The 24,506-nt window shown below is 68.2% G+C and carries 26 protein-coding genes; 8 read left to right on the top strand and 18 right to left on the bottom strand.

Features of this window, described 5'->3' with window-relative positions:
- Positions 1–59: 59 nt before the first annotated feature.
- Positions 60–1,286 (bottom strand): M50 family metallopeptidase, encoded by a 1,227-nt coding sequence (locus CA982_RS19910; RefSeq protein WP_086536972.1) that lies wholly within the window; start codon positions 1,284–1,286, stop codon positions 60–62.
- Between the two features lie 52 nt (positions 1,287–1,338).
- Entirely contained in the window at positions 1,339–2,532 is a 1,194-nt protein-coding gene (dxr, locus tag CA982_RS19905) for a 1-deoxy-D-xylulose-5-phosphate reductoisomerase (protein WP_086536971.1), read from the bottom strand.
- A gap of 125 nt (positions 2,533–2,657) precedes the next feature.
- Here dxr and CA982_RS19900 point away from each other — a divergent pair, with 125 nt between their 5' ends.
- Positions 2,658–2,960 carry a DUF2631 domain-containing protein gene (locus tag CA982_RS19900; RefSeq protein ID WP_064571075.1) on the top strand — a complete coding sequence of 101 codons (303 nt, stop codon included), beginning with the start codon at positions 2,658–2,660 and terminating at the stop codon, positions 2,958–2,960.
- A gap of 74 nt (positions 2,961–3,034) precedes the next feature.
- Here CA982_RS19900 and rlmN read toward each other — a convergent pair whose 3' ends face one another.
- A complete protein-coding gene (gene rlmN, locus CA982_RS19895; protein WP_086536970.1) occupies positions 3,035–4,141 on the bottom strand; it encodes a dual-specificity RNA methyltransferase RlmN in 1,107 nt (368 codons plus the stop codon).
- A gap of 30 nt (positions 4,142–4,171) precedes the next feature.
- On the opposite strand from rlmN, the gene CA982_RS19890 reads away from it, so the two are divergent.
- Entirely contained in the window at positions 4,172–4,579 is a 408-nt protein-coding gene (locus tag CA982_RS19890; RefSeq protein ID WP_086536969.1) for a LapA family protein, read from the top strand.
- A 39-nt stretch (positions 4,580–4,618) separates the two neighbouring features.
- Here the strand turns inward: CA982_RS19890 and CA982_RS19885 are convergent, their stop codons facing one another.
- The 4 genes from CA982_RS19885 to CA982_RS19870 form a co-directional block, all read right to left on the bottom strand.
- A complete protein-coding gene (locus CA982_RS19885; protein WP_086536968.1) occupies positions 4,619–5,473 on the bottom strand; it encodes a phosphatidate cytidylyltransferase in 855 nt (284 codons plus the stop codon).
- Positions 5,470–6,027 carry a ribosome recycling factor gene (frr, locus tag CA982_RS19880; RefSeq protein WP_086536967.1) on the bottom strand — a complete coding sequence of 186 codons (558 nt, stop codon included), beginning with the start codon at positions 6,025–6,027 and terminating at the stop codon, positions 5,470–5,472. Before frr ends, CA982_RS19885 begins: the two co-directional genes overlap by 4 nt.
- A gap of 58 nt (positions 6,028–6,085) precedes the next feature.
- Positions 6,086–6,820 carry a UMP kinase gene (gene pyrH, locus CA982_RS19875; protein WP_058250098.1) on the bottom strand — a complete coding sequence of 245 codons (735 nt, stop codon included), beginning with the start codon at positions 6,818–6,820 and terminating at the stop codon, positions 6,086–6,088.
- Between the two features lie 100 nt (positions 6,821–6,920).
- Entirely contained in the window at positions 6,921–7,952 is a 1,032-nt protein-coding gene (locus CA982_RS19870; RefSeq protein WP_086536966.1) for an alpha/beta hydrolase, read from the bottom strand.
- Positions 7,953–8,255: 303 nt separating this feature from the next.
- On the opposite strand from CA982_RS19870, the gene CA982_RS19865 reads away from it, so the two are divergent.
- Both CA982_RS19865 and CA982_RS19860 read left to right on the top strand, forming a co-directional pair.
- A complete protein-coding gene (locus CA982_RS19865; protein ID WP_086536965.1) occupies positions 8,256–9,677 on the top strand; it encodes a condensation domain-containing protein in 1,422 nt (473 codons plus the stop codon).
- Positions 9,678–9,772: 95 nt separating this feature from the next.
- Positions 9,773–11,359 carry an MFS transporter gene (locus tag CA982_RS19860; RefSeq protein WP_086536985.1) on the top strand — a complete coding sequence of 529 codons (1,587 nt, stop codon included), beginning with the start codon at positions 9,773–9,775 and terminating at the stop codon, positions 11,357–11,359.
- 54 nt (positions 11,360–11,413) lie between these two features.
- On the opposite strand, the gene tsf is transcribed toward CA982_RS19860, so the two are convergent.
- Together tsf and rpsB are read right to left on the bottom strand one after the other, a co-directional pair.
- Positions 11,414–12,238 carry a translation elongation factor Ts gene (gene tsf, locus CA982_RS19855; RefSeq protein ID WP_086536964.1) on the bottom strand — a complete coding sequence of 275 codons (825 nt, stop codon included), beginning with the start codon at positions 12,236–12,238 and terminating at the stop codon, positions 11,414–11,416.
- A 56-nt stretch (positions 12,239–12,294) separates the two neighbouring features.
- Complete coding sequence (rpsB, locus tag CA982_RS19850; RefSeq protein WP_086536963.1) at positions 12,295–13,119, bottom strand: 30S ribosomal protein S2; 825 nt, start codon at positions 13,117–13,119, stop codon at positions 12,295–12,297.
- Positions 13,120–13,621: 502 nt separating this feature from the next.
- Between rpsB and CA982_RS19845 the strand changes: the two genes are divergently transcribed.
- The gene (locus CA982_RS19845) at positions 13,622–14,110 is read left to right on the top strand and encodes a murein hydrolase activator EnvC family protein (RefSeq protein ID WP_086536962.1); all 489 of its coding nucleotides are present in this window, start codon (positions 13,622–13,624) and stop codon (positions 14,108–14,110) included.
- A 14-nt stretch (positions 14,111–14,124) separates the two neighbouring features.
- Here CA982_RS19845 and CA982_RS19840 read toward each other — a convergent pair whose 3' ends face one another.
- Both CA982_RS19840 and CA982_RS19835 read right to left on the bottom strand, forming a co-directional pair.
- Positions 14,125–15,009: a tyrosine recombinase XerC gene (locus CA982_RS19840; RefSeq protein ID WP_086536984.1), complete on the bottom strand. Its 885-nt coding sequence runs from the start codon at positions 15,007–15,009 to the stop codon at positions 14,125–14,127.
- Positions 15,010–15,099: 90 nt separating this feature from the next.
- Complete coding sequence (locus tag CA982_RS19835) at positions 15,100–15,966, bottom strand: siderophore-interacting protein (RefSeq protein ID WP_086536961.1); 867 nt, start codon at positions 15,964–15,966, stop codon at positions 15,100–15,102.
- Between the two features lie 174 nt (positions 15,967–16,140).
- Here CA982_RS19835 and CA982_RS19830 point away from each other — a divergent pair, with 174 nt between their 5' ends.
- Positions 16,141–16,719: a TetR/AcrR family transcriptional regulator gene (locus CA982_RS19830; RefSeq protein WP_086536960.1), complete on the top strand. Its 579-nt coding sequence runs from the start codon at positions 16,141–16,143 to the stop codon at positions 16,717–16,719.
- Between the two features lie 2 nt (positions 16,720–16,721).
- Here the strand turns inward: CA982_RS19830 and dprA are convergent, their stop codons facing one another.
- Positions 16,722–17,771, bottom strand: a complete 1,050-nt coding sequence (gene dprA, locus CA982_RS19825) for a DNA-processing protein DprA (RefSeq protein ID WP_244176392.1) — start codon at positions 17,769–17,771, stop codon at positions 16,722–16,724.
- A 92-nt stretch (positions 17,772–17,863) separates the two neighbouring features.
- Positions 17,864–19,372 carry a YifB family Mg chelatase-like AAA ATPase gene (locus tag CA982_RS19820; RefSeq protein WP_086536983.1) on the bottom strand — a complete coding sequence of 503 codons (1,509 nt, stop codon included), beginning with the start codon at positions 19,370–19,372 and terminating at the stop codon, positions 17,864–17,866.
- A gap of 122 nt (positions 19,373–19,494) precedes the next feature.
- On the opposite strand from CA982_RS19820, the gene bluB reads away from it, so the two are divergent.
- Complete coding sequence (gene bluB, locus CA982_RS19815) at positions 19,495–20,133, top strand: 5,6-dimethylbenzimidazole synthase (RefSeq protein ID WP_086536958.1); 639 nt, start codon at positions 19,495–19,497, stop codon at positions 20,131–20,133.
- Between the two features lie 99 nt (positions 20,134–20,232).
- Entirely contained in the window at positions 20,233–21,591 is a 1,359-nt protein-coding gene (locus tag CA982_RS19810) for a DUF4185 domain-containing protein (RefSeq protein WP_086536957.1), read from the top strand.
- A gap of 11 nt (positions 21,592–21,602) precedes the next feature.
- Here CA982_RS19810 and CA982_RS19805 read toward each other — a convergent pair whose 3' ends face one another.
- From CA982_RS19805 to rplS, 5 genes are all read right to left on the bottom strand, one after another.
- Positions 21,603–22,007, bottom strand: a complete 405-nt coding sequence (locus CA982_RS19805) for a YraN family protein (RefSeq protein WP_086536956.1) — start codon at positions 22,005–22,007, stop codon at positions 21,603–21,605.
- A gap of 115 nt (positions 22,008–22,122) precedes the next feature.
- Entirely contained in the window at positions 22,123–22,434 is a 312-nt protein-coding gene (locus CA982_RS19800) for a DUF2469 domain-containing protein (protein ID WP_086536955.1), read from the bottom strand.
- On the bottom strand, positions 22,431–23,120 hold the full coding sequence (locus CA982_RS19795; RefSeq protein ID WP_086536954.1) for a ribonuclease HII: 690 nt from the start codon (positions 23,118–23,120) through the stop codon (positions 22,431–22,433). The genes CA982_RS19800 and CA982_RS19795 overlap by 4 nt, the downstream gene beginning before the upstream one ends.
- Positions 23,121–23,130: 10 nt before the next feature.
- Complete coding sequence (gene lepB / locus CA982_RS19790; RefSeq protein WP_086536953.1) at positions 23,131–23,985, bottom strand: signal peptidase I; 855 nt, start codon at positions 23,983–23,985, stop codon at positions 23,131–23,133.
- Positions 23,986–24,003: 18 nt separating this feature from the next.
- Positions 24,004–24,345, bottom strand: a complete 342-nt coding sequence (rplS, locus tag CA982_RS19785; protein ID WP_004572295.1) for a 50S ribosomal protein L19 — start codon at positions 24,343–24,345, stop codon at positions 24,004–24,006.
- Positions 24,346–24,506 lie beyond the last annotated feature (161 nt).

Raw genomic sequence — 24,506 nt, 5'->3', positions numbered from 1 at the left:
TCGGTGTGTTCGGGCTGGCTCAGGAGGGTGTTCGTCGTGCGGGGTCACCCCGGATGTGTTCACCACGGATTGATGGGGTTGACGATGTCGGCGGTGAGCGTGAGCACCATGAAGCCCGCCATCACCACCACCGCCGCGTAGGTGATCGGGAGCAGCTTGTAGTAGTCGACGGCTCCACCGGGCGCCCGGCCGAACCAGCGCCGCACGGTGTCGCGGCCCTTCTCGTAGCCGACGATCGCCATGTGGCCGCCGTCGAGCGGGAGGAGCGGGACCAGGTTGAACAGGCCCAGGAAGAAGTTGATGCTGATCAGCAGCATCCAGAACATGTCCCAGAGTCCGCGTTCGACGGCCTGTCCGCCGAGTACCGAGGCGCCGTACACGCTCACCGGGGTGTCCAGGGCGCGTTCGCCGCCGGTGACCGCGGTCCACAGGGCACCGATCTTCGACGGCAGGGACAGCAACGCATTCCAGGTTTCGACGATCAGGTCACCGGTGAAGGCGAATGCGCCGGGCACGATGTCGGTGACGCCGTAGTGGATGATGCCGGGCGGGACGTCGTAGGCGATGCCGACCATGTTGTAGGTCTGGGTCTCGCTGGTGCCGTCAGCGTTCGTCGCCGTCACAGTGGTGGGCTCGGGGGTCATCGTCAGGTCGAGTCGCTGACCGTCGCGATCGACCGTCAGCGCGACCGGCCCGGTGGACTCGCGGATCACCGGGGTCAGGTCCGATGCCTGACCGACCGGCTGACCGTTGATCGCCACGATGTCGTCACCGGGGAGCAGACCGGCGGCGCCCGCGGGACCGGTGCCGGTGCACGGCGAGTCGGTCTGCTTGTTGCCGGCGATGGTGATGGTCGATGAGACGCACTGTGTTTCGGCGACGCGCGCCGGCACGGGCGGCGGACTGAGGTCGGGCAGACCGAAACTCAGCCCGACGATGATGATCAGGACGAAACCGAGGAGGAAGTTCTGGGCGGGGCCCGCGAACAGCACGACCAGCCGCTTCCAGGCCTTCTGCTTGTACATCGCCCGGTCCTTCTCGTCCCAGGCCAGTTCCTCGTGCGGGGTCATCCCGGCGATGTCGCAGAAGCCGCCCAGCGGCAGCGCCTTGATCCCGTATTCGGTCTCGCCGCGGCGGGTGGACCAGATCGTGGGACCGAAGCCGACGAAGTACCGTCGGACCTTCATGCCCGTCGCCTGCGCGGCCCACATGTGACCGCACTCATGCCAGGCGACCGACAGCAACAGCGCCACGGCGAACAGCGTGACGCCGATCGCGAAACTCACGTACCTAACTCCATCCGGGACACGGGACACACCCGCTCACGAGGACCGCCGATCAGAGGGATGCGGCCGCGACCAGCTGCGCAGCGCGATCCCGGGCCCACCGATCGGCGGCGAAGACCTCTTCCACAGTACCTGGCGTCCGGCGCCACTGATCGGCCTCGCCGAGCACCTCGTCGATCACCTCGACGATGCGCGGGAACCGGATCGCACCTGCGAAGAACCCGGCCGCGGCCGCCTCGTTGGCGGCGTTGTAGACGGCCGTCAGGCTGCCCCCCGCGCTGCCGGCACGGCGCGCCAGGTCGATCGCGGGGAACACCGTGTCGTCGACGGGCTCGAACGTCCACGACGACGCGGTCGAGAAGTCGCACGCCGCCGACGAACCCGGCACCCGGTCCGGCCATCCCAGGGCCAGTGCGATGGGCAGCTTCATCGACGGTGGCGAGGCCTTCGCCACCGTCGCGCCGTCGACGAAGGTCACCATCGAGTGGACGATCGACTGCGGGTGGACGGTGACGTCGATGTGGTCGTAGTCGACGTCGAACAGCAGGTGCGCCTCGATGACCTCGAGTGCCTTGTTGACCAGGGTCGCCGAGTTGAGGGTGATCATCGGACCCATCGACCACGTGGGGTGGCGACCGGCCTGCTCGGGAGTGACGTCTTCGAGCTGCGCGCGGGACCACCCGCGGAACGGGCCGCCCGAGGCGGTGAGGATCAGTCGGTCGACCTCGGCGGCCGTGCCCGCGCGCAGGCACTGTGCGATGGCGGAGTGCTCGGAGTCGACCGGCACGATCTGCCCGGGCGCGGCGGCGTCGAGGACGAGGGCACCGCCCGCGACGAGCGACTCCTTGTTCGCCAGCGCGAGCCGGGCACCCGAGCGGAGGGCGGCGAGGCTGGGCGCGAGCCCGATCGACCCGACGACCGCGTTGAGGATCACATCCACACCGGTGTCCGCGACTACCGCGTCGATCAGGTCGCACATGGCGTCGGGTCCACCGAGGACCCGGCCGCCGAGACGGTCACCGAGTTCCCGCGCCCGCGCGGCGTCCGCAACGGCGATCCGCGCGGACGGGACGCCGAACACGGCGGCCTGCTCGGCGAGGAGATCGGGATTCGACCCGCCGGCACCGAGACCGGCGACCTCGAACAGGTCGGGATGCTCGGCGATCACCTCGAGCGCCTGGACGCCGATGGAACCGGTGGAACCGAGGAGCAGCACACGTGTGGGCACGCACCCATTCTGGACCATCCGGCCGCGACGCCCGCCGTCGCCGGCGACACCGGACCGACCCGCGGGCGGGGCGGGCCGCTATGCTGCTCGGAGAACTACTACCGATCGTCAGACATCTGACGTCCGCGCTGTGAGGAGTGGCTGTGGCAAGCACCGATGTGGAGCACACTGTGGGGCACGGCGATGGGGGGCATGGCGAAGTCGAGGTCATCGACACCGGCTGGCGCCGCGAGCCCGCCGACGCCCCGTCCGCCCGGTTCGGCTGGCACGGCGCAGCGACCAAGACCTTCTACGGTGCGGCCATCTTCTTCGCGCTGTTCCTGCTCGCGATGATCATCGGCAATCACACCGGCCACATCGAGGACCTATACCTCATCGCCTTCGCCGTGGGAACGCTCTTCTTCGCGGTCCGCGGCTGGTGGATGAACCGCGGAAAGTGGTCCTGACCGACCACCTCGTCACACTCATGGGAAACGCCGAGCGGTGATCCGCTCGGCGTTTCTCGTGTCGTCGTCGTGGCTCAGCGTTCTTCGGCCGCGAGCTGCCCACACGCGGCGGCGATCTCCTGACCACGTGTGTCGCGAACGGTGCACGAGACTCCCTGTTCCCGCACTCGCCGGACGAATTCACGCTCGACCGGCTTGGGACTGGCGTCCCATTCCGAGCCCGGCGTCGGGTTCAGCGGGATGAGATTGACGTGCACCAGCGATCCGAGTGCGCGGTGCAGCTTCTCCCCCAGCAGATCGGCCCGCCACGGCTGGTCGTTGACGTCGCGGATGAGGGCGTACTCGATCGAGACGCGCCGTCCGGTGGTGTCGGCGTAGTAGCGGGCCGCCTCGAGCACCTCGGCGACCGACCACCGGTTGTTGACCGGGACGAGGGTGTCGCGCAGTTCGTCGTCGGGCGTGTGGAGCGACACGGCGAGCGTGACCGCGAGCCCTTCGTCGGCTAGACGGCGGATCGACGGCGCGAGACCGACGGTCGACACGGTCACCGAGCGCGCCGAGATGCCGAGACCGTCCGGCGCGGGCGAGGTGATCTGGCGTACCGCGCTCACGACTCGCTTGTAGTTGGCCAGCGGCTCGCCCATGCCCATGAACACGACGTTCGACAGGCGTCCGGGTTCGCCGAGTTCGCCGTCCCGCAGCGCCCGGGCCGCGGCCCGGACCTGGTCGACGATCTCCGCGGTCGACAGGTTGCGGTCGAGCCCGCCCTGACCGGTCGCGCAGAACGGGCAGGCCATGCCGCATCCGGCCTGGCTGGAGATGCACAGGGTGTTGCGTTCGGTGTAGCGCATCAGAACGCTCTCGAGAAGCGTGCCGTCGTGCAGGCGCCACAGCGTCTTGCGCGTGGAGTCGTCGTCGCAGGAGATGTGCCGAACCGGGGTGAGCAGCTGCGGGAAGAGCTTGTCCCGCACGACTTCGCGAGAGGCGGACGGCAGGTCCGTCATCTCGTCGACGTTGCCGTTGAGACGCGCATAGTACTGCCGGGCCAGCTGATCGGCCCGGAACTTCGGCAGCCCCAGCTCGGCCAGCGCCGCGACGCGACCGGCGGCGTCGAGGTCGGCGAAGTGTGTCGGCGGACGCCCGCGTCTGGGCGCGTCGAACACAAGTGGCAATGAGGTCATTTCGCCATTGTCGCATGTCATGATGAAGCGATGACGACACCCGAGGACCGACGGCACACAGGTTCGGTACCGGCGTGGGGCGAACAGCCCGCCGGGTCGCCGGCACCGGCAGCCGGTCACCCACCCACCCCTGAGCAGCACTCCACCGAACCCGACCACCGCGACCGTCTCCGGCGCACGGTCGCCGATGTGGAGCACACGCGCACCCGCGCCACCTGGTTCGGCGTGGTGATCGGTGCGATCATCCTCGTCCTGCTGCTGGTCTTCATCGTGCAGAACCTCGGCTCGCAGACCATCGAGCTGCTGTTCTGGGAGGTGAACCTGCCGCTCGGGGTGAGCCTGCTCATCGCGGCCATCGCCGGCGCGCTGATCGTCGCGCTGGTGGGCGGCCTGCGGATGATGCAATTGCGACGTGCGCTGAAGAAGGCTGCGAAGTAGGACGGCCCGGCCGGCGGCCCGGAGGGGTCCGGCCGCCGGTCAGAGCAGTGCGGTCAGGACGACCCACACCACGAACGCCGACGGCAACAGGCTGTCGAGCCGGTCCATGATGCCGCCGTGCCCGGGCAGCAACGTGCCCATGTCCTTGATCCCTAGATCGCGCTTCACCTGCGATTCGACGAGGTCTCCGAGCGTCGCGCAGACCACCAGGACCGGCCCCAGGACGATGCCGATCCACCAGTGGCTCTCGAGGAGATACACCACGCATCCGACGGCACCGACGGTACCGACGACGAGAGAGCCGACCATGCCTTCCCAGGACTTCTTCGGGCTGATCGCCGGCGCCATGGGGTGTTTGCCGAACAGCACACCCGCGGCATAACCGCCGACGTCGGAGCAGACCACGACGACCATCAGCGTGGCCACCCGCGCGGCGCCGTCGTCCTGCACAACCAGGTGCGCACCGAACGAGGCGAGCAGCGGCAACCACGCGAGCACGAACACGGTGACCGCGAGATCGCGCAGGTAGTTGACCGGCGCGTTGTTGATGCCCTGCCCCAGCAGCTTCCACACCATGGCCACCAGGACGGTCGCCACGAAGGCGACGAGTGCGCCCGTCGGGCCCCACGGCCAGCTCGCCCAGATGATGGCCTGCCCGCCGATGAGCAGCGGCCACAGCGCGACCTCGTAACCCCCGGTGCGCAGCCGCTTGACGACCTCCCAGGTGGCGATCGCGAACGCGACCGCCACGAGGCCGTACCAGACCTTCGGCACGAAGATCAGGATCGCGATGATGCTGACGCCGAGGGTGCCGCCGACCGCGATGGCGGCCGGCAGGTCGCGCCCCGCGCGCGACTTCTTCTTCTCACCGCCTCGTTGCGGAACCTCGTTCACACCTCGAGCAATTCGTCTTCTTTGTGCTTGACCAGCTCGTCGATCTGATGCACATAGGTCGCCGTGGTCTTGTCCAGCTCTTTCTCGGCGCGGGTGACCTCGTCCTCGCCGGCCTCGCCGTCTTTCTGGATGCGCTTGAGCTCGTCGGCGGCCTTGCGGCGCACGTTACGGATCGCGACCTTCGCATCCTCGCCCTTGCCCTTGGCCTGCTTGACCAGGTCGCGGCGTCGCTCCTCGGTCAGCTGCGGGACGGCGACCCGGATGATCGTGCCGTCGTTGGTCGGATTCACTCCGAGGTCGGAGTTGCGGATCGCGGTCTCGATGTCCCGAAGCGTCGACGCCTCGTACGGCTTGATCACGACGAGGCGCGGTTCGGGCGTGTTGATGCTGGCGACCTGTGTCACGGGGGTCATCGAGCCGTAGTACTCGATGTTGACCTTGTTGAACATGGCCGGATTGGCGCGCCCGGTCCGGATCGAACCCATGTCCTCCTTGGCGACGTTGACCGCCTTCTCCATCTTCTCCTCGGCGTCGAGCAACGCGTCGTCGATCATCTTCGTCCTTGTTCCGTTCGGTCGGTGTTCTCGTCGATCTCGGGGTGAGACGTGCGGGTCAGGTGCTGACCAGGGTGCCGATGCGGTCACCTGCGACCGCACGGGCGATGTTGCCCTGTTGGAGCAAATTGAACACCAAGATCGGCATCTTGTTGTCCATACACAGGCTGAAGGCCGTCGCGTCGGCGACCTTGAGTTCCTTGTCGAGCACCTCGCGGTGGGTGATCTCGGTGAACAGCGTGGCGTCTGGATTGGTGCGCGGGTCGGCGTCGTACACGCCGTCGACGGCCTTGGCCATCAGGACCACCTCGGCCTTGATCTCCAGCGCACGCTGGGCGGCGGTGGTGTCGGTGGAGAAGTACGGCATCCCCATGCCGGCGCCGAAGATGACCACGCGCCCCTTCTCCAGGTGACGCTGGGCGCGCAGGGGCAGATACGGCTCGGCGACCTGACCCATCGTGATGGCGGTCTGCACGCGGGTCGAGATCCCCCGCTTCTCCAGGAAGTCCTGCAGCGCAAGGCAGTTCATGACCGTTCCGAGCATGCCCATGTAGTCCGAGCGGCTCCGGTCGAGGCCTCGCTGCTGCAACTCGGCACCGCGGAAGAAGTTCCCGCCGCCGATCACGACGGCGACCTGGACACCGGAATTGACGACGTCGGCGATCTGGTCGGCCACGGTGCCCACGACGTCGGGATCGAGCCCGACCTCGCCGCCGCCGAACATCTCGCCGCCCAACTTCAGCAAGACCCTACGGAATCCATCCCGCCGGATGGGGTCGGACGCTTCACTCATCGGCTTCCTCACTCGTCGGTTCGGTGAACTATCGTACGTCGTCACCGGAACCGACCCGCGACATGCGTCGTGCGCGCCGCGGGAGAGTGCCCTGGGCAGTTCAGCCGCGCAGGGCCGCCTCGAACTGCGGCCAGGCACGATGCAGTTCGTCCTGCCAGTACGGCCACGCGTGCGTGCCGCCTTCGTAGAGGTGGAACGTCGCCGGCACACCGATGTCGTGCATGCGGCGCTGGAGGTTCCTCGTGCACTGCGCCGTGGCGGTCTCGATCACCGCTCCGACCGCGATCTGGTCGAACAACTTGGAGCCGTTGCCCTCGATACCGGGACCGTCGAGGGTGTCGTACCGTCCCGGCATCCCGGACCCGTTCGACACATAGATCGAGGTGCCCCGGAACGCCTCGGCATGCAGGTACGGATCGTTGGCACGCCAGGCGGGGTCGTCGGGCGGTCCCCACATGTTCAAGGTGTTGGCACCGCCGCGGCCCTCGACGACCATCCGGACGACGGCCTGCCCGAGCGGATCGCTGGTCTGGGCGCAGCCGCTGAACGAACCGATGGCGCGATAGACCGAGGGTGCGTGCAGGGCGAGCTGGAACACCGACGTGCCCGCCATCGAGATCCCGGCGATCGCGTTGCGTCCGGTGCCGTCGAAGCGCTCATCGATCGTCGCGGGCAGCTCCTCGGTGAGGAAGGTCGCCCACTTCTGCCGTCCCAGCACGGGGTCGGACCGCTGCCAGTCGGTGAAGTAACTCGCCGCGCCGCCCATCGGGACGACGACGGTGACGTTCTTGTCGGCGAAGAAGGTCCGGATGTCGGTGCGGTCGAACCAGCTGCTCCCGCCTTCACCACCGGCCGCGCCGTTGAGGAGGTAGAGCGTCGGGGCGGGCCCGTGCCCGCGGGCGGGCCACACCTTCACCGGGACCACCCGACGCATCGCCACGGACCGGACGGCAACCTCGATCTCACCGCCGCGCTGCACCGTCTCGCCGACGATCCGGGCGGGCACGGGTGTCGCGGCGGCGGGTACCGCGAGTCCGAGAGTCGCCGCGATCAGCGCGATCACGAGCACCGCCGTCCGCACCGGCGTGTGCCCGCGCCGCGCTCGGTCCCCGTTGGCAGACCCGTCGTCCATACCCCTCGCCTTCATTCGGGTGCGACCGGCGTCACACGCGCAACCCCGGCAGTGTGCCCGACGCACCGCGCGATGTCCACATGGGTCAATCGTCCAGCACCGCAACGGCATTCGATGACACAGAGAGACAGGGACTGATACAACGTCTCATCACACCGAGGTTGTCCCGTTTTCGCTGCCCGTCGAGGTTACCGTGCGGTAGGGTGCGTCCCGGTCGGCCGCTCCACCGTCCGGGAGACCTCGGACACCACTCGTGCGTCGGTCGCCGGATCCACTTTCCCGCAGGCGAATCGAGGAACACACATGATGAAGTTCGGCCTCATCGAGGAATGGGAGCCCCGTCCCGGTCACCTGACCAGCTGGGTGGCCTCCCTCGCTTCGGTGACGAATGCCGATCGGGCTCCTGTGCATCCCTCCCCGCCGTCCCACCAGCAGGAGGAGTACCTGCGGGTGGCATGGCGCAACGAATCCGCGGGGTTCCGCTTCGCGCGGCTCTGCCTGATGGCCTTCGACGTCTCGGCCCCGCTCGACGTGTCCGCCATGACGAGCGCGGTCAACGAGTTCGTGCGACGCCACGACAGTTTCCGGTCGTGGTTCTCGATGGAGGACGACGGTTCGGTCCTCCGCCATCTCGTGCCCCCGGAGGTCGTCGAACTGGTTCCGGTCGCGCACGGCGACCGCGACGCCGCACAGCTGCGAACGCACGTGCAGGACGAGACCTCGGGTCCGTTCAACTGGGACTGCTTCACCTTCGGGGCCATCGAGTGGGAGGGCGGGTTCACCCTCTACGCCGCCGCCGACCATCTCAACACCGACGGGATCTCTCAGGCCATCACCTGCGTGGATCTGTTGACGCTCTATATGAATGCGGCCTTCGGTGGCGACACCGAGCTGCCCCCGGTCGGCAGCTACCTCGACTACTGCGCGCGCGAGCGCGCCGTGTCGCGCCAGTTGACCCGTCGATCACCGCACGTCCAGCGCTGGATCGACCTGGTGCAGGCCAATGGCGGGCGCCTGCCCGGTTTCCCGCTGCCGCTCGGCACCGGCGCGCAGACCTACACGCGCAGCGCGATCGTGAACTCGACCCTGTTCGACGAGCCCACGGCCGCGCGCTTCGAGCAGATCTGTCGTGACCTGGGCGCCAACATGATTGCCGGGATCATGGCGGCGGCCGCCCTCGTGTATGCCGAGTTCACCGGTCGGAGTGAGTATTTCGGAATGACCCCGAAGAGCACGAGATCGGGTGCCGCGGAAATGAAGTCGGTGGGCTGGTTCACGAGTCTGATCCCCGTTCCGCTCACCGTCGACGACGACACCACGTTCCGCTCCCTGGCGCCCGAGGCCGCGCGCAGCTACGAGTCCGGAAAAGAACTGACCGACATCTCGTTTCACCGGGTTCTCGAACTCGTGGAGCCCGACGACGAGATCGCGGTCCGGTCCGGCTGGGCGGTGCCGATGGTGTCCTACATCGACGTCCGCAAACTACCCGGTGTCGAGATCTTCGAAGCCGGTAACGGATGCCTCTTCGGCAATCGCGGGAGCAGCGAGGAGGTGTACATGTGGGTCAACCGGTTCTCCGGTCAGACCTCGATCACGTTGCTGTACCCCAACACCGAGATCGCACACGAGTCCGTGACGCAGTACATCGAACGATTCGTCGCGGTGATGTCGGCGGTCGCCGACCTGGGCGACTACCGACCCTCGCTGCCGGCTCTCGCACCGTGACCGCCGGCCCCGCGGCGGGCCGGGTGACGACCGGCGCTCTGCGCGATCGTCCGGGCGCCTGGACGGCTCTCGCGGGATGCCTACTCGGGGTGTTCATGCAGATGCTGGACACCACCATCGTCAACATCGCCCTCCCCGATCTCGCCCGGGATCTCGGCGCGTCGACGTCGCAGCAACTCCTCGTGCTGACCGTGTACACCCTGTCGTTCGCCTGCACCCTGCTCACCGCGGCAACCCTGGGGGCGCGGGTCGGACGCCGCCGGATGTTCGTGGTGGGGATGGTCGCCTTCACCGCGGCGTCGGTGCTGTGCGGTGTCGCCACCGGTCCGGGTGAACTCATCGCCTTCCGCGGCCTTCAGGGCGTGAGCGCGGCGCTCATGTCCGCGCAGACCCTGGCGCTCATCGCAGCCCTGTTCGACAAGGGGCGCCACGGACTGGTCTTCGGCGTCTACGGGGCCGTCGCCGGTCTCGCCGCCATCCTCGGTCCGGTGATCGGCGGCTTCCTCGTCGATGCCGACGTTCTCGGGTGGGGCTGGCGCGCGATCTTCTTCGTCAACGTCCCGCTCGGCCTGCTCTCCTGCCTCCTCGCCCACCGCCGCCTTCCCGACGCGCGCGAGCCGGCACCGGGACGCGTGGACGTCCCGGGCGTGGTGCTGTCGGCGACGGCGCTGTTCCTGCTGCTGTACCCGCTGGCCCTCGGACGTGAGATGGGATGGCCCCCGATCCTGTGGGTGATGATCGGGACGGCCGGAATCCTGTTGGCGCTGTTCGCCCGCCACGAGGTGCGCGTCGACGCCCGCGGCGGCACTCCCCTGTTGCGACCCCAGCTGTTCGCGTCCCGCCGGTTCGCGGTCGGGCTTCTCCTGTCACTGCTGTTCTTCAGTGTGTTCGCCGGGTTCTTCTTCACCGTGTCGATCTCGGCCCAGTTCGGACTCGGCTACTCCGCATTCCGGACCGGGATGCTGGCCCTGCCCTTCGCGATCGGCGCCGCGGTCGGGTCGCTCGCCTCACCGCGCGTGGTCGCCCGGTTCACGGCTCCGTACACCCTGATGGTCGGATCCTTCGCCGTCGGAGCCGGATTCGTCTGGCTCGCCATGATCATCGAACCGGCAGCGGAGACCTTGCCGTTGCCCGGCATCCTCGGTCCCCTCGTCCTCGGCGGTCTGGGGACGGGGCTGTTCATCGCACCGCTGCAGGCCGTGATCCTGTCCGACACGACCGAAGCCACGGTGGGCACGGCAACCGGGACGATCCCCACGGTTCAGCAGATCGGCGCCTCGATCGGGCTGGCGGTCGTCACCCTCTTCTTCTTCGGTCAGGTGGCCGGCCAGACAACCGGGACGGTTCCGGCGGTCCGAGCCGAACTCGTTGCGTCCCTGTCGGAGTCACCGGTCCGCCCGGTGCTGCACGAGGCGGTCGCCGATCGCTTCGCATCCTGCGCGAGCGATCAGCTGCGGTCCGCTCATCCAGAGCGACCGGCGCCCGCCTGCGCAGGCGAACCGAGGTCGGCGGCGGTCGCCGCGGTCGCCGCGCAGGCACGGCCCTGGACCCAGGACGCGGCGCGGTCGGTGACCGCCCGGACGTTCCTGTCCGCACTGAAGACGACCCTGATGACACTGGGCCTCGTCGCCGTGGCGATCGCGGCACTCACGACTGCGCTTCGGACGCGACAGACCCCGTGAACGCACATCGCCCCGTCTCCTCGACGGAGACGGGGCGATGTGGAACGAGTTCGATCAGGCCTGGCCGACCTCGAACCGGGTGAAGCCCTTGATGGTCACACCGGCATCGTCGAGCAGTGCCTTCACGGTCTTCTTCGAGTCCTGCACCGACGACTGGTCGAGCAGCACGACGTCCTTGTAGAAGCCGTTGACGCGACCCTCCACGATCTTGGGCAGAGCCTGCTCCGGCTTGCCCTCCTCCTTGGCGGTCTGCTCGGCGATACGACGCTCGTTCTCGACGACGTCCGCGGGGACCTCGTCACGAGTGGCGTAGCGCGCCTTCAGCGCAGCGACCTGCATCGCGGCGCCGCGAGCGGCCTCTTCGGCACCCTCGCCCTCACCGGTGTAGGACACGAGCACACCGACGGCCGGGGGCAGATCGGAGGCACGCTTGTGCAGGTACACGGCCACCGGGCCGTCGTAGTAGGCCACGCGACGGAGTTCGAGCTTCTCGCCGATCTTGGCCGAGAGTGCCGCGACGGCCTCGTCGACGGTGCCGTCGCCGAGCGGAGCCTTCTTCAGCTCGGCGAGATCGTTCGTCTTGGCCGCGGCCGCCGCGTTCACGATGTCGTCGGCGAGCTGCTGGAACTCACCGTTCTTCGCGACGAAGTCGGTCTCGGAGTTGATCTCGATGAGCGCGCCGTCCTTGGCCGCGACGAGGCCCTCGGCGGTGGAGCGCTCAGCGCGCTTGCCCACGTCCTTGGCGCCCTTGATGCGGAGCTCTTCGACGGCCTTGTCGAAATCGCCGTCGTTGTTGGCCAGCGCGTTCTTGCAGTCGAGCATTCCAGAGCCGGTGAGCTCACGGAGACGCTTCACATCAGCTGCGGTGTAGTTCGCCATCGTCGGCGAGCCTCCTTCGGGAAGTGTGTTGGGACCGGACTGCAGAGCAGTCGGGACTACTGAGCAGCCGGTGCGTCGGTCGCGGCGGCGTCGCCACCGGCCGGCGCGGCAGCCTGGGTCAGCAGTTCCTGCTCCCACTCTGCCAGCGGCTCGCCGCTGCCGGCCTCGGGCTTGGCGTCGCCACTGGCGGCACCGGCACGGGCCTGGACACCCTCGGCCACGGCCGAGGCCACGACGCGGGTGAGCAGCGCTGCGCTACGGATGGCGTCGTCGTTGCCCGGGATCGGGTAATCGACGAGGTCCGGGTCGCAGTTGGTGTCGAGGATCGCGATGACCGGGATGTTCAGCTTGCGTGCCTCACCGACGGCGATGTGCTCTTTGTTGGTGTCGACGACCCACACGGCCGAGGGGACCTTGGCCATGTCGCGGATACCGCCGAGCGTGCGCTCGAGCTTGTTCTTCTCGCGGGTCAGCATCAAGATCTCTTTCTTGGTGCGACCCTCGAAGCCACCGGTCTGCTCCATGGTCTCGAGTTCCTTCAGGCGCTGCAGGCGCTTGTGGACGGTCGAGAAGTTGGTGAGCATGCCACCGAGCCAGCGCTGGTTGACGTACGGCATGCCGACACGGGTCGCCTCCGCGGCGATCGATTCCTGTGCCTGCTTCTTGGTGCCGACGAAGAGGATGGTGCCGCCGTGGGCGACGGTCTCCTTGACGAACTCGTACGCCTTGTCGATGTAGGTCAGCGTCTGCTGCAAATCGATGATGTAGATGCCGTTGCGGTCGGTGAAGATGAATCGCTTCATCTTCGGGTTCCAACGGCGGGTCTGGTGCCCGAAGTGTGCGCCGCTGTCCAGCAGCTGCTTCATGGTCACGACAGCCATGATCGTCCTTTTCTCGCAGTTGTCGTCGGCACCGTCGGTACCGACCCTGGCGCCTGCGGCCGAGTGCCACCCGAGACGGCATGGGCCGTTCCGGGACTGCTCACTTGGCGTGTGTTTCCTCGATCGTGCTGGTCAGGGCGTCGAAGCCCGGAGCTACACAGAACCGAATGCAGGCGCGCGAAGTCACCTCATCAACAAGCGGTGAGGTGCGGTCAGAAGTTTACGCCGCCACGGAACGAACACCAAAACGCCTTCGCCCACGTCGGAGACGGATGCTGTGTCACAGTCGGAGACGGGTGTTGGTGTCACAGTCGGAGACGGATGCTGTGTCACAGTCGGAGACGGGTGTTGGTGTCACAGTCGGAGACGGGTGTTGGTGTCACAGTCGGAGACGGATGCTGTGTCACAGTCGGAGACGGATCCGCCATGGGCGCCGGCTCGGCGGGATCCCACCCGGCCTCTGCTGCGTCCAACCTAGGTGCCATCTCCCTCGCCACGTGTCGTGGCCACGCTGATCGTGCTCGCGGCCCTCGGGTGGGCCGGCCCGGTCGCCACGGCGTTCGCCGACGGCGGGTACTCGGCCCCGCTGTCACCTCGGCCGACCGTCGTGACGGCCTATGACGAGCCGGCGAAGCGCTGGCAGCGGGGGCATCGGGGCGTCGATCTCGCCGCCGGACCCGGTCAGGCCGTCCACGCGGCCGGTGCGGGACGGGTGCGGTTCGCGGGCACCGTCGCCGGTCGGCCGGTGGTCTCGGTGGCGCATCCCGATGGCGTGATCACCACGTACGAGCCGGTCGAGGCCCGCGTCGCGGCTGGTGACCATGTGGCTCGCGGCGAGACCATCGGGACGGTGATCAGCGGGCATCCGGGGTGCCCGGTGGTCGTCTGTCTGCACTGGGGTGCTCGGCGCGGCAGCGGTCGCGGCTCGGAGTACCTGGACCCGCTCGGTCTGCTCGGCGCGGTCCGCGTCCGGCTCAAACCGGTCGGATGACCGCCTGGCGCCCCTCAGGCCCGGGGGTGCGCCTGACGATGAACGGCGCGCAGGCGCTCGACGCTCACGTGGGTGTAGATCTGTGTGGTCGCGAGCGACGAGTGTCCGAGCAGCTCCTGGACGACGCGCAGGTCGGCGCCGCCCTCGAGCAGGTGCGTGGCGGCGCTGTGCCGGAGTCCGTGCGGCCCCGTCGCCGGTCCGCCGCTCGCGTCGACCGCGCGTCCCACGACCGAGCGCGCCATCCGCTGGTCGAGCCGGCCCCCGCGGGCGCCGAGGAGCAGTGCCGCTCCCGACGCATCGGTCACCAGGGCCGGGCGTCCGGATCGGAGCCAGTCGTCGATCGCGCGCGCGGCCGGCTCACCGTAGGGCACCGACCGTTCCTTGTCGCCTTTGCCGATCACGCGCACCACCCGCCGATCGGCATCGACGTCTCCGACGTCCAGCCCGCACAACTCCCCCACGCGAACCCCGCTCGCGTACAACAGCTCCAGGATCACCCGGTCGCGCAGTGCGATCGGGTCGTCGGGCTCCCGGTCCGCACCGGTGGCCGCGATCGCGGCCTCGGCCTGGGCGGGGGCCAGGACCGCGGGCAGGGTCCGGTGCGCCTTGGGCGCCTTCAACCGCTGCGACGGGTCGGCGGCCAGGTAGCCCTCTCGGACCGCCCATGCGCAGAACGTCTTCGCCGCCGAGACCTGTCGGGCCACGGTCGTCCGCGCGGCGCCGCGCCGCGTCAGTTCGGCGAGCCAGGCCCGCAGCAGGGCGAGATCGATGTCGCCGACCTCGATCCCGCGGGCACCGGCGAAGGTGACCAGCGCACGAGCGCCACCGACGTAGGCACGGATCGTGTGCTCACTGCGCCCTTTCTCCAGGCGCAGGTGGTCGGCGAAGTCGTCGAGCATGGTCACGACCTCACCGCGTCGGGCACCTGAGTGCAACAGCACACGCGGCGTCGTGGCCGGATCGATGCCCCGGTGTCCGGTCGGGACACGTCAGCCCTGGGCGCCGACACCCTCTTCCTCGGCCCGCAGATCGGCCTTCCACTGCCGGAAGCCCTCCTCGGTCCGCCCGCGCCGCCAGTAACCGGAGATCGAGGCGTTCGCCGCCCCCACTCCGCGTTCCTTGCGGATGTAGGCCCGCAGGTTGTGCATGACCGCCTGCGCCTCGCCGTGGATGAACACGTGCGGCTCGCCGTCGAGCCACTCCGTCGCGCGGACCGCCTCGATCAGCGGCGCGTTGTCGCCGGCGAGTGAGTCGTCCACCTCGCCCGCGGGCCCGCCACGATGCACCCACGAGATGTCCGCCCCGGCCGGCGCCTGGAGTTCGAGCTCGTCCTCGGGACCGGCGACTTCGATGAACACCTTGGCAATAGCGTCGGCGGGCAGTGCTTCGAGGGCGGCGGCCACCGCGGGCAGGCCGGCTTCGTCGCAGGCCAGCAGATGCCAGGGGGCGTCAGTCCGCGGGCGGTAGCCACTGCCCGGACCGATGAAGCGGATCGTCTCCCCCGGCTGGACCGACGCCGCCCACGGTCCGGCGATGCCCTCGTCGCCGTGGACGACGAAGTCGACGACGAGCTCGCGAGCCGCCGCATCCACGCGACGGACTGTGTAGGTCCGCAGTACCGGCTGACGTTCCGGTGGCTCTCCGGATCGGATCTCCTGGAGATCGAACGGCTCCGGGTAGGTGACACCCGGCGGCGCGAAGATGAACTTCACGTACATGTCGGTGTGGGGCTCCCCGGACTTCCCCAGTGCCGGCTGGAAGTCGTCGAACCCTTCCCCGCCCAGGTACAGGCGCACGAAGTGCGGACTGATCCGCTCGCTCCGGAGCACCGTCATCGTGTTCACGCGTTTCGCCATCGAACCTCCCTTTCAGGGGTCAACCCTACGCCTTTCTGATTAGGGGACCCTTAGCTTTAGTCGAGCGAACCACCCATCCACGGTTGTAAGGTTTCTCTCCAATCAAGCGATGTGAATCTGAGACTTTGCCATTACTAAAATCAGACGTCGCGAGACCCGACCAGAGGTGACTCCATGCCGGATCAGCCCGTGGATCCATCCACCCCGCGCCGCGGTTCACGGCTCGGTGTCGACGACTGGCTGGAGGCCGCGACGCAGATCCTGGTCGACGACGGCATCGATGCGCTCAAGATCTCCCGCCTGAGCGCACGTCTCGGCGTGACCAAGGGCAGCTTCTACTGGCACTTCACCGACATCGGCGCGTTGAAGGCGGCGCTCGCCGATCACTGTCGGCGGGCGCAGTCGGCGGCTGCCGATCGGATCGAGGCGCTCGAGGCCCTACCACCGGTCGAACGGGTGGAAGGGATGGCGCGCCTGCTGTCCGACCCGCGCCGCTGGGCGATGGAGTCGGCGCTGCGCCGGTGGGCCGACACCGACGCATCGATCGCGGACTCGGTCGACCAGCTCGACTGCCGGATCTTCTCGATCGCGATCTCCGCCATGCGCGAGCTCGGCTTCTCGGAGGCCGAGGCACACGCTCGCGCCACGACGCTGCTGTACGCGGGCATCGGTTATGTCCACGCGCACGGCCGCCTGAACGAGGCGACCGCCGACGATCTGCGGGTCATCATCGACATCCTCACACGCCGCTGAGGTCACGCCAGCCGCCAGCGTCCGTCGACGTTCTGCACATACCCCTTGACGTCGAGGTGCGCCAGAGCGGACCGGACGACCCCGATGTCGAGGCCCGCGGCAAAGGCGATCTCGTCGATTGCCACACCGCCGCGGCCAGGAATGGCGTCATGGACCCGTAGTTGCTCGGCGTCGAGCCCGTCGGTCGGCTTCGCGCGGCCCCGGCCGATGTCGCCCCCGCCGTCGGGTCGTACCAGGTTGACGATCGAGGCGACGTCGGAGACCAACACGGCGAGTTCATCGGCGATCATCCGGTGACAGCCGACCGAGGTCGCCGACGTGACCGGGCCGGGCACTGCGCCCAGCGGCCGGCCGAGCTTGCGCGCCCAGGCGGCGGTGTTCGCCGCTCCGGACCGCCGTCCGGCCTCGACCACCACGGTCGCGCCACTCATCGCGGCGACGAGTCGGTTCCGGGTGAGGAATCGATGTTTCGCCGCCGTCGTCCCCGGCGGGTACTCGCTGATCACCGCACCCGTGCGCGCGATCGCGGTCAACAGCGACGAGTGCGACGCGGGGTAGTCCCGGTCGATCCCGCACGCCATGACCGCCGCCGTCACCCCGCCCGCCGCCACCACCGACCGGTGGGCGGCGCCGTCGATGCCGAATGCACCGCCGGACAGCACCGCGAACCCCTCGGCCGAGAGTCCCGATGCGAGCGTCTGGGTGACATGTTCGCCGTAGGACGACGCGGCGCGGGACCCGATCAACGCCACCGACGCGGCCGCGAGATCGTCGAGGCGGGCCGGACCGCGCACCCACAGGGCGAGCGGCTCACCCCCGCGCGCGGCGGTGTCGGCCTGGCCCAATGCCAACAGCGACCACGCCGGCCACTCCGGGTCCGCGCGGGTCACCAGCCGCGCGCCGATGCGTTCGGCGGTGTCGAGATCTTCTGTCGCACAGTCGGAATCACACCGCGCCGCGGTCGCGGCGAGCACCGCGTCGTGACCCGGGGGCACGATGCGCCGACGGATCGCCGACGCGGCCTCGACCGCGCCGATGTCGTCGACGAGCATGATCACTGCGGCACTCGGCGGCTCGGCCACCCGCGCCAGGTAGGCCCAGGCGGTCGATTCCGGCGAACGGGAAGGGCGCGGACGAGTCGCGGTCACCAGGTCGCTCCTCTGTCTCGATACAGAAGCGCCTGTGCGACATCGTCTTCGACGGGACTGCCGGTACCGCGCAGATCACAGAGGGTCCATGCCAGCCGCAGCGCGCGATCGGCACCGCGGGCCGTCACGCGACCATCGCGGAGGAACAACTCGATGGGCCGCAGCACGTCCGGTGGCAACCGGAATCTCTGACGCAGCGCGGACCCGGGAACCTCGGCGTTGGTGCGCCATCCGAACTCCGACCATCGCTCGATCGCGGTGGCGCGCGCCGCGGTGACGCGGGCCCGGACGTCGGCGCTCGACTCGCCGGCGCCGCTCATCAGCGCGGTGTTTCCCGGCGGGTCCATGCGCACGCGGATGTCCACGCGGTCGAGCAACGGCCCCGACAGCTTGCCGAGGTAGCGTCGTCGAACGACCGCCGTGCACACACAATCGACGTCGTGCGCGGGGGCGCACGGGCAGGGGTTCGCTGCGAGGATCAGCTGAAAGCGCGCCGGATAGACCGCCATGCCGTCACGCCGCGGCACCCTCACCTCGCCGTCCTCGAGGGGTTCCCGCAGGGATTCGAGCGACTTGACACTCATCTCGGCGCACTCGTCGAGGAACAGCACTCCTCGATGCGCCTTGGACGCCGCGCCCGGCCGGGCGAAACCGGTACCGCCACCGAGCAGGGCAGTGATCGACGAACTGTGGTGCGGGGCGACGAACGGCGGTTCGGTGATCAGCGGACGTCCCGGCGACAATTCCCCCACCAGCGAATGGATCGCCGTCACCTCCAGCGAATCCTCCAGACCCAGCGACGGCAGGATGCCCGGCAGCCGCCGCGCGAGCATCGTCTTGCCGATCCCCGGCGATCCGGTCATCAACACGTGATGGGCGCCGGCCGCGGCGATCTCGAGCGCATGCCGGGCCTCCTGCTGCCCCACCACGTCGGCCATGTCCGGAATCGGCGGCGCCTGCGAGGCCGTCGCGTCGTGGACGGTGTCGAGCACATGGTCTCCGGCCAGCCACTGGGTCACTTCTTTGAGACTCGTCGCGCCGCCGACGTCCATCCCCTCGACCAGCGCCGCCTCGGCGACGGTCTCGATCGGCACGACCGCCCGCCGGTACCCCTCCTGCCGTGCGGCGATCACCGCCGGCAACACCCCGCGGATCGGCCGCACGGTGCCGTCCAGACCGAGCTCGCCCAGGAAGACCGTCGACGACAACTTCTCCGCCGACACCTGTTGCGTGGCAGCCAGAATGGACACGGCCATCGACAGATCGAACCCCGGGCCGATCTTCGGCATGTCGGCCGGCGACAACGCCACCGTCACTTTCAGCTCGGGGAAACTGAATCCGGAATTCTTGATCGCGGCCCGCACCCGATCCCGTGCTTCCCGCACCGACGGGTCCGGGTTGCCCGTCACCGCGAACCCCGGCAGCCCCGAACTCACACTCGCCTGCACATCGACCACTCGCGCGGCAAAGGCATTGAGCCCCACCGCCTGTGTTTGCCCCAACATGGGCACAGTCTCACCGTGATCGCGCCCGGCCGGCGGTCCCCGACCACCCACACAGCCGATCTGGGGATGGGCGTCGAGTTGTGCACCGCCGCTCAGCGTGGTCCGACTAGGCTCGACAACCGATGAACGACAGAACTTTCGACGACGAGTTCGTCGGCGATCTCGAACGACTACTCCGATGGCGGCGTGACGTCCGTCGCTTCCGCCGCGAACCACTCGAACCCCACCTGCTGCCCGAGATCATCGGCGCGGCCGAACTCGCGCCGTCGGTGGGCAACAGCCAACCGTGGCGCTGGGTCGAGGTGCGGTCCGCCGAAGCCCGGCAATCGGTGCGCGACAGCTTCACCCGGTGCAACGCCGACGCACTCGACGGTTACACCGGCGAACGCGCACAGCTGTATTCGTCACTCAAGCTCGCCGGCCTGGATGACGCTCCCGTCCACCTCGCCGTGTTCTGCGAGCCCGCTGTCGAGCAGGGTCAGGGACTCGGCCGACAAACAGTGCCCGAGACCCTCGAGTATTCGGTCGTCACCGCGATCTCCACCCTGTGGCTCGCGGCGCGGGCCCGGGGCGTCGGGGTCGGATGGGTGTCCATCATCGAACCGGAGAGTGTGACTGCGGCACTCGCAGTGCCGGAGGCCTGGAAGCTGGTCGCCTATCTGTGCATCGGCTACCCCGCCCACGACTCGGAGACACCGGAACTCGAACGTGTCGGCTGGCAGTCACGGACGAGGTCCGAGGAGCGGTTCTTCGTGCGCTGACACCAGATCGTGACCCCGCGGACCGCGCGATCCGCACGTAACTCCAGTAACAATAGTCACGTCAATAACTTCTGTCACAAAAATCACTGGAGGACGCTCGTGTCGAGCCGTCTCACCACGAGTGTCCGGCTGGCACTCGCCGGGGTCATCGCGTTCAGCGGTACCGCGATCGCCCTGACGCCCGGCACCGGTGTCGCGGACGCTGCGCCGTGTGGCAACGCGAGCACCGGATCGAGCTTTCTCGGCTTCGGCTCGAGCGGGTCCAGCGGCTCGAGTGGCTCGAGTGGCTCGAGTGGTTCAGAAGGTTCCGCCGGCAGCTCGAACATCCCGAACCCGGGTCCGCAGGGACCGCTGATCCCCTACGTCGGATCCAAGTCCCGCACCGTCGGCTGGGTCACCGGACCGCTCAGCGCCAACCGGACGTTCAGCCGGTTCGGCATCGGCGGCACCGATCTCGGCGTCGCCTGGGACAACGGGCGAGGACAGACCCTGATGGCCTTCGGCGACACCTTCGGCAACTGCAACGCCCCCCGACAGCAGTGGCGTCACAACGTACTTCTCCGCACCGACGACGACAACCTCGCCAACGGTCTGTCCGTTCCCGACGGCCGGGCCGGCGACGTGACCTCGGGTTCGGTGATCGCACCGGGCCAGCCCCACTACGCGCAGGAACTCATCCCGTCGGTCGGCATCTCCAACGTCGAGGTCACGACCATCCCGACCGCGGCCATCTCCCTCCCATACGGCAACGGCTTCCGCCAGTACATCAACTACATGTCGGTGCGATCGTGGGGCTCGCCGGGCAACTGGATCACCAACTTCTCGGCGATCGCCCATTCCGACGACAACGGCCAGACCTGGGTCACCGACCAGGACACGATCCTCATCAATGCGCCGGTCTCACTCCGACTTCCCGGCGAGTTCCGTCCGGTGGAGTTCAACAACGGCAAGTTCCAGCAGAACGCCTACGTCCGCGGCCGGCCTGGGACGCCCGAGGCGGATTACGTCTACCAGTACGGCACGCCGAACGGACGTTTCGGCGCCGCGTTCCTCGCACGGTTCAAGCCGGCGGACATCCTGACACTCGACGCCTACGAGTATTGGGCGGGAAAGAGTCGCGGCTGGGTGGACGACATCGCCGCGATCCCGGACGACGGCTCCGCGGTCGTCGTCCGGCAGCCGGTCACCGAACTGTCGGTCGCCTGGAGTCCGTATCTGGAGAAGTACGTCATGCTCGACGGCGACAACGACATCACGCTGCGCACCGCCGACCACCCCGAAGGCCCGTGGAGCGCACCGAAAACCATCGTCCCCCGCGGCGCGCTCGTCGTCTACGGACCGATGATGCTCCCCAACTCCCCCGCGCTGCAGGGGGATTCGAAGGACCTGTACTTCAACGCCTCGCGCTGGAGCGACTACAACGTGATGCTGATCCGCACCGACCTGAGCAAGCTCTGACGCGCCAGACCTCACACGTAGACACCCCGGTGATGCCGCACCCGCGCACGGGCCAGATCGTCGGGAGCGGCATGATCGAGCCGAACGCTGACGACGTCGAACCTGATCTGGGACCACCTGCGGTCCTGCCCGGCCAGCCACACTCGGGCGAGTCGGCGCATCCGGGTGAGCTTCACCGGGGTGACCGCCATGACCGGATCGTCGTAGGTGCGACTCGCTCGGGTCTTCACCTCGACGATCACCAGGACCGAACCGTCGGCGGCCACAAGATCCAGTTCGCCGTATCGGGTACGCCAATTACGTTCCAGGACAGTCCAACCCAGCGATGTCGCGTAGTCCGCTGCCACATCCTCGCCGAGCCGGCCGATGTGACCGCGTCGATCGGGGCGAGGATGGTCGCGCGCTTGTGCACTCATGCCGATCAGCGTCGCCCAGAACCACTGTCGACGGCCGTCCCCGCACGGGCGAGGCCCTGATCTGTGGATGATCAGGGCCTCGTCAACAACGTCGGGTCTGCAACTGCGCACGCGGTCAGGGCTCGTCGGGCAGGCGGAGTTCGGCCTTCTCGAGTTCTTCGATGTTGACGTCCTTGAACGTGATCACCCGGACCTGCTTGACGAAACGCGCCGGGCGGTACATGTCCCACACCCACGCATCGCTCATGCGGAGTTCGAAGTAGACCTCGCCGTCGGTGTTGCGCGGGATCATCTCGACCGCGTTGGCGAGGTAGAAGCGCCGCTCTGTCTCCACCACGTAGGTGAACTGCCCGACGATGTCCTTGTACTCGCGGTACAGAGAGAGTTCCATCTCGGTTTCGTACTTCTCGAGATCCTCAGCACTCATCCTGTCAGCCTATCCCTGTTGTCGTTTGCGCTGGTGACCACACGTGCCGCGACATTACGGTATGACATGCGGTGTTGTGGCGAGGGGCCTGCCGCGTCGATCCGCGACATGTGCAGCGCTGTGCTGTAGCCCTTGTGGATGGCGAAGTCGTAGCCGGGCAGGTCGTCGTCCATCGCGACCATGATCCGGTCCCGGGTGACCTTGGCGATGATGCTGGCGGCGGCGATGCACGCGGCCGCCCCGTCTCCCCCGATCACCGGCAGCGACGGCGCGGTCAGGCCCGGCACCGCGAAGCCATCGGACAACACGTATCCGGGCTTCACGTCGAGTGCCGCCACCGCGCGTCGCATGCCCTCGATGTTGGCGACGTGGATGCCGATGCGATCGATCTCCGCGGCCTCGATGATCACCGCGCTCCAGCTCTGCGCATAGCGCGTCACCGAGCGGTACAGCTCTTCGCGGGTGCGCTCGGAGAGACGCTTCGAATCGTCGAGATCGGCGAGCGAGACGAGCTGCGTCGGTTTGAGCACGCACGCCGCGACCACGAGAGGCCCGGCGCAGGCACCGCGGCCGGCCTCGTCGACGCCGGCGACGGGCCCGAGACCCTGCCGATGCAATGCGAATTCGAACGTTCGCAGGCCCGCGGCGCGGCGGACGGGAGAGCGCGGAGGCCATCGAGTCGTCACAGCTCACCCATCACTGCTGCGGATTGAACGAACCGACACCACCGATCCGCGAGAAGGGGTAGATGATGAAGCGCACCTTGCCGCGGATGTCGCTGACCGGGACGGTGCCCTGATACTGGTCGTCCACGTGGTATCGCGAGTCCTGCGAGTTCAGCCGGTTGTCGCCCATGACCCACACGTTGCCCTCGGGAACCTTGATCGGACCGAAGTCCGGACCGAGACACGGCGGCACCTGATTGCCCGGGCCGGCGACGCCGGGCCCGAACGAGGACACGGTCTCCTCCTGGAGCTTCATGTCGATGTAGGGCTCGCGCAGCGGACGCCCGTCGACCTTGACGCCGACGCCCTCGTCGTTGCGGCATTCGACGGTCTGGCCGCCGGTGGCGATGACCCGCTTCACGAGGTTGTTCTCATCGGGCGGCGCGAACCCGAACCACGACAGGGCATCCTGCGCCTTGTGCATCACCGGGTTCGTCGACCGCGGCGACACCCAGGCGCCGTTCCACGACTCCGACGGACCCTTGAAGACGACGACGTCGCCGGGCTGCGGATCACCGAACCGGTACGTGAGCTTGTCGATCACGATGCGGTCGTTGGTGCAGCCGTCGCAGCCGATGAGGGTCGACTCCATCGACTCCGACGGGATCACGTACTGCCGACCGATGAAGGTCTGCAGTACCCAGGTGAGGAGGAGGACGCACCCCACGATGATCACGACTTCGCGCACGAGCGAGCCCGATCCGGATCTACGCTTTCCGCGCTCGTCGGCGGGATCGTCCCGGTCGGTCGTCAGGCGCCACGGACGTTTGGCGTCGGTGTCGCGGTCGTCGTCGGGGGCATCGTGGGGTCGCTGTGTGTCGGCCACCTCGTCAGGTTAGACGCGTCAGCGCTTTTCCTTGATCTTGGCTGCCTTGCCGCGCAGATCGCGCAGGTAGTACAGCTTGGCGCGACGGACGTCACCGCGGGTGAGGACGTCGATCTTGGCGATGTTCGGGCTGTGCACGGGGAAGGTGCGCTCGACGCCGACGCCGAAGGACACCTTGCGGACGGTGAAGGTCTCGCGCACGCCGCCACCCTGGCGACGGATGACGACACCCTTGAACACCTGGACGCGCTCCTTGCTGCCCTCGATGACCTTGACGTGGACGTCGAGGGTGTCGCCGGGGCCGAAGTCCGGCACGTCGTCGCGGAGGGACTGCTTGTCGAGGAAGTCGAGCGTGTTCATGTGTCGTGGTCCTTGTCTGGCGGAAAACGTTGAGCAGAGGAACCTGGCGGCCCGAGGGCTCGACCGGTTCGTGCTCCGAGTCGTTGGCGTCGCTGCCGACGGTGTCACTGACGTATGGTCACGGACGGCCCCGGAGGCGGGGCATCGTCGGCAGGCAACCC

Source organism: Gordonia lacunae (assembly GCF_002149015.1).
Classification (GTDB): domain Bacteria; phylum Actinomycetota; class Actinomycetes; order Mycobacteriales; family Mycobacteriaceae; genus Gordonia; species Gordonia lacunae.
This window is presented reverse-complemented; position numbering and strand designations above follow the sequence as displayed.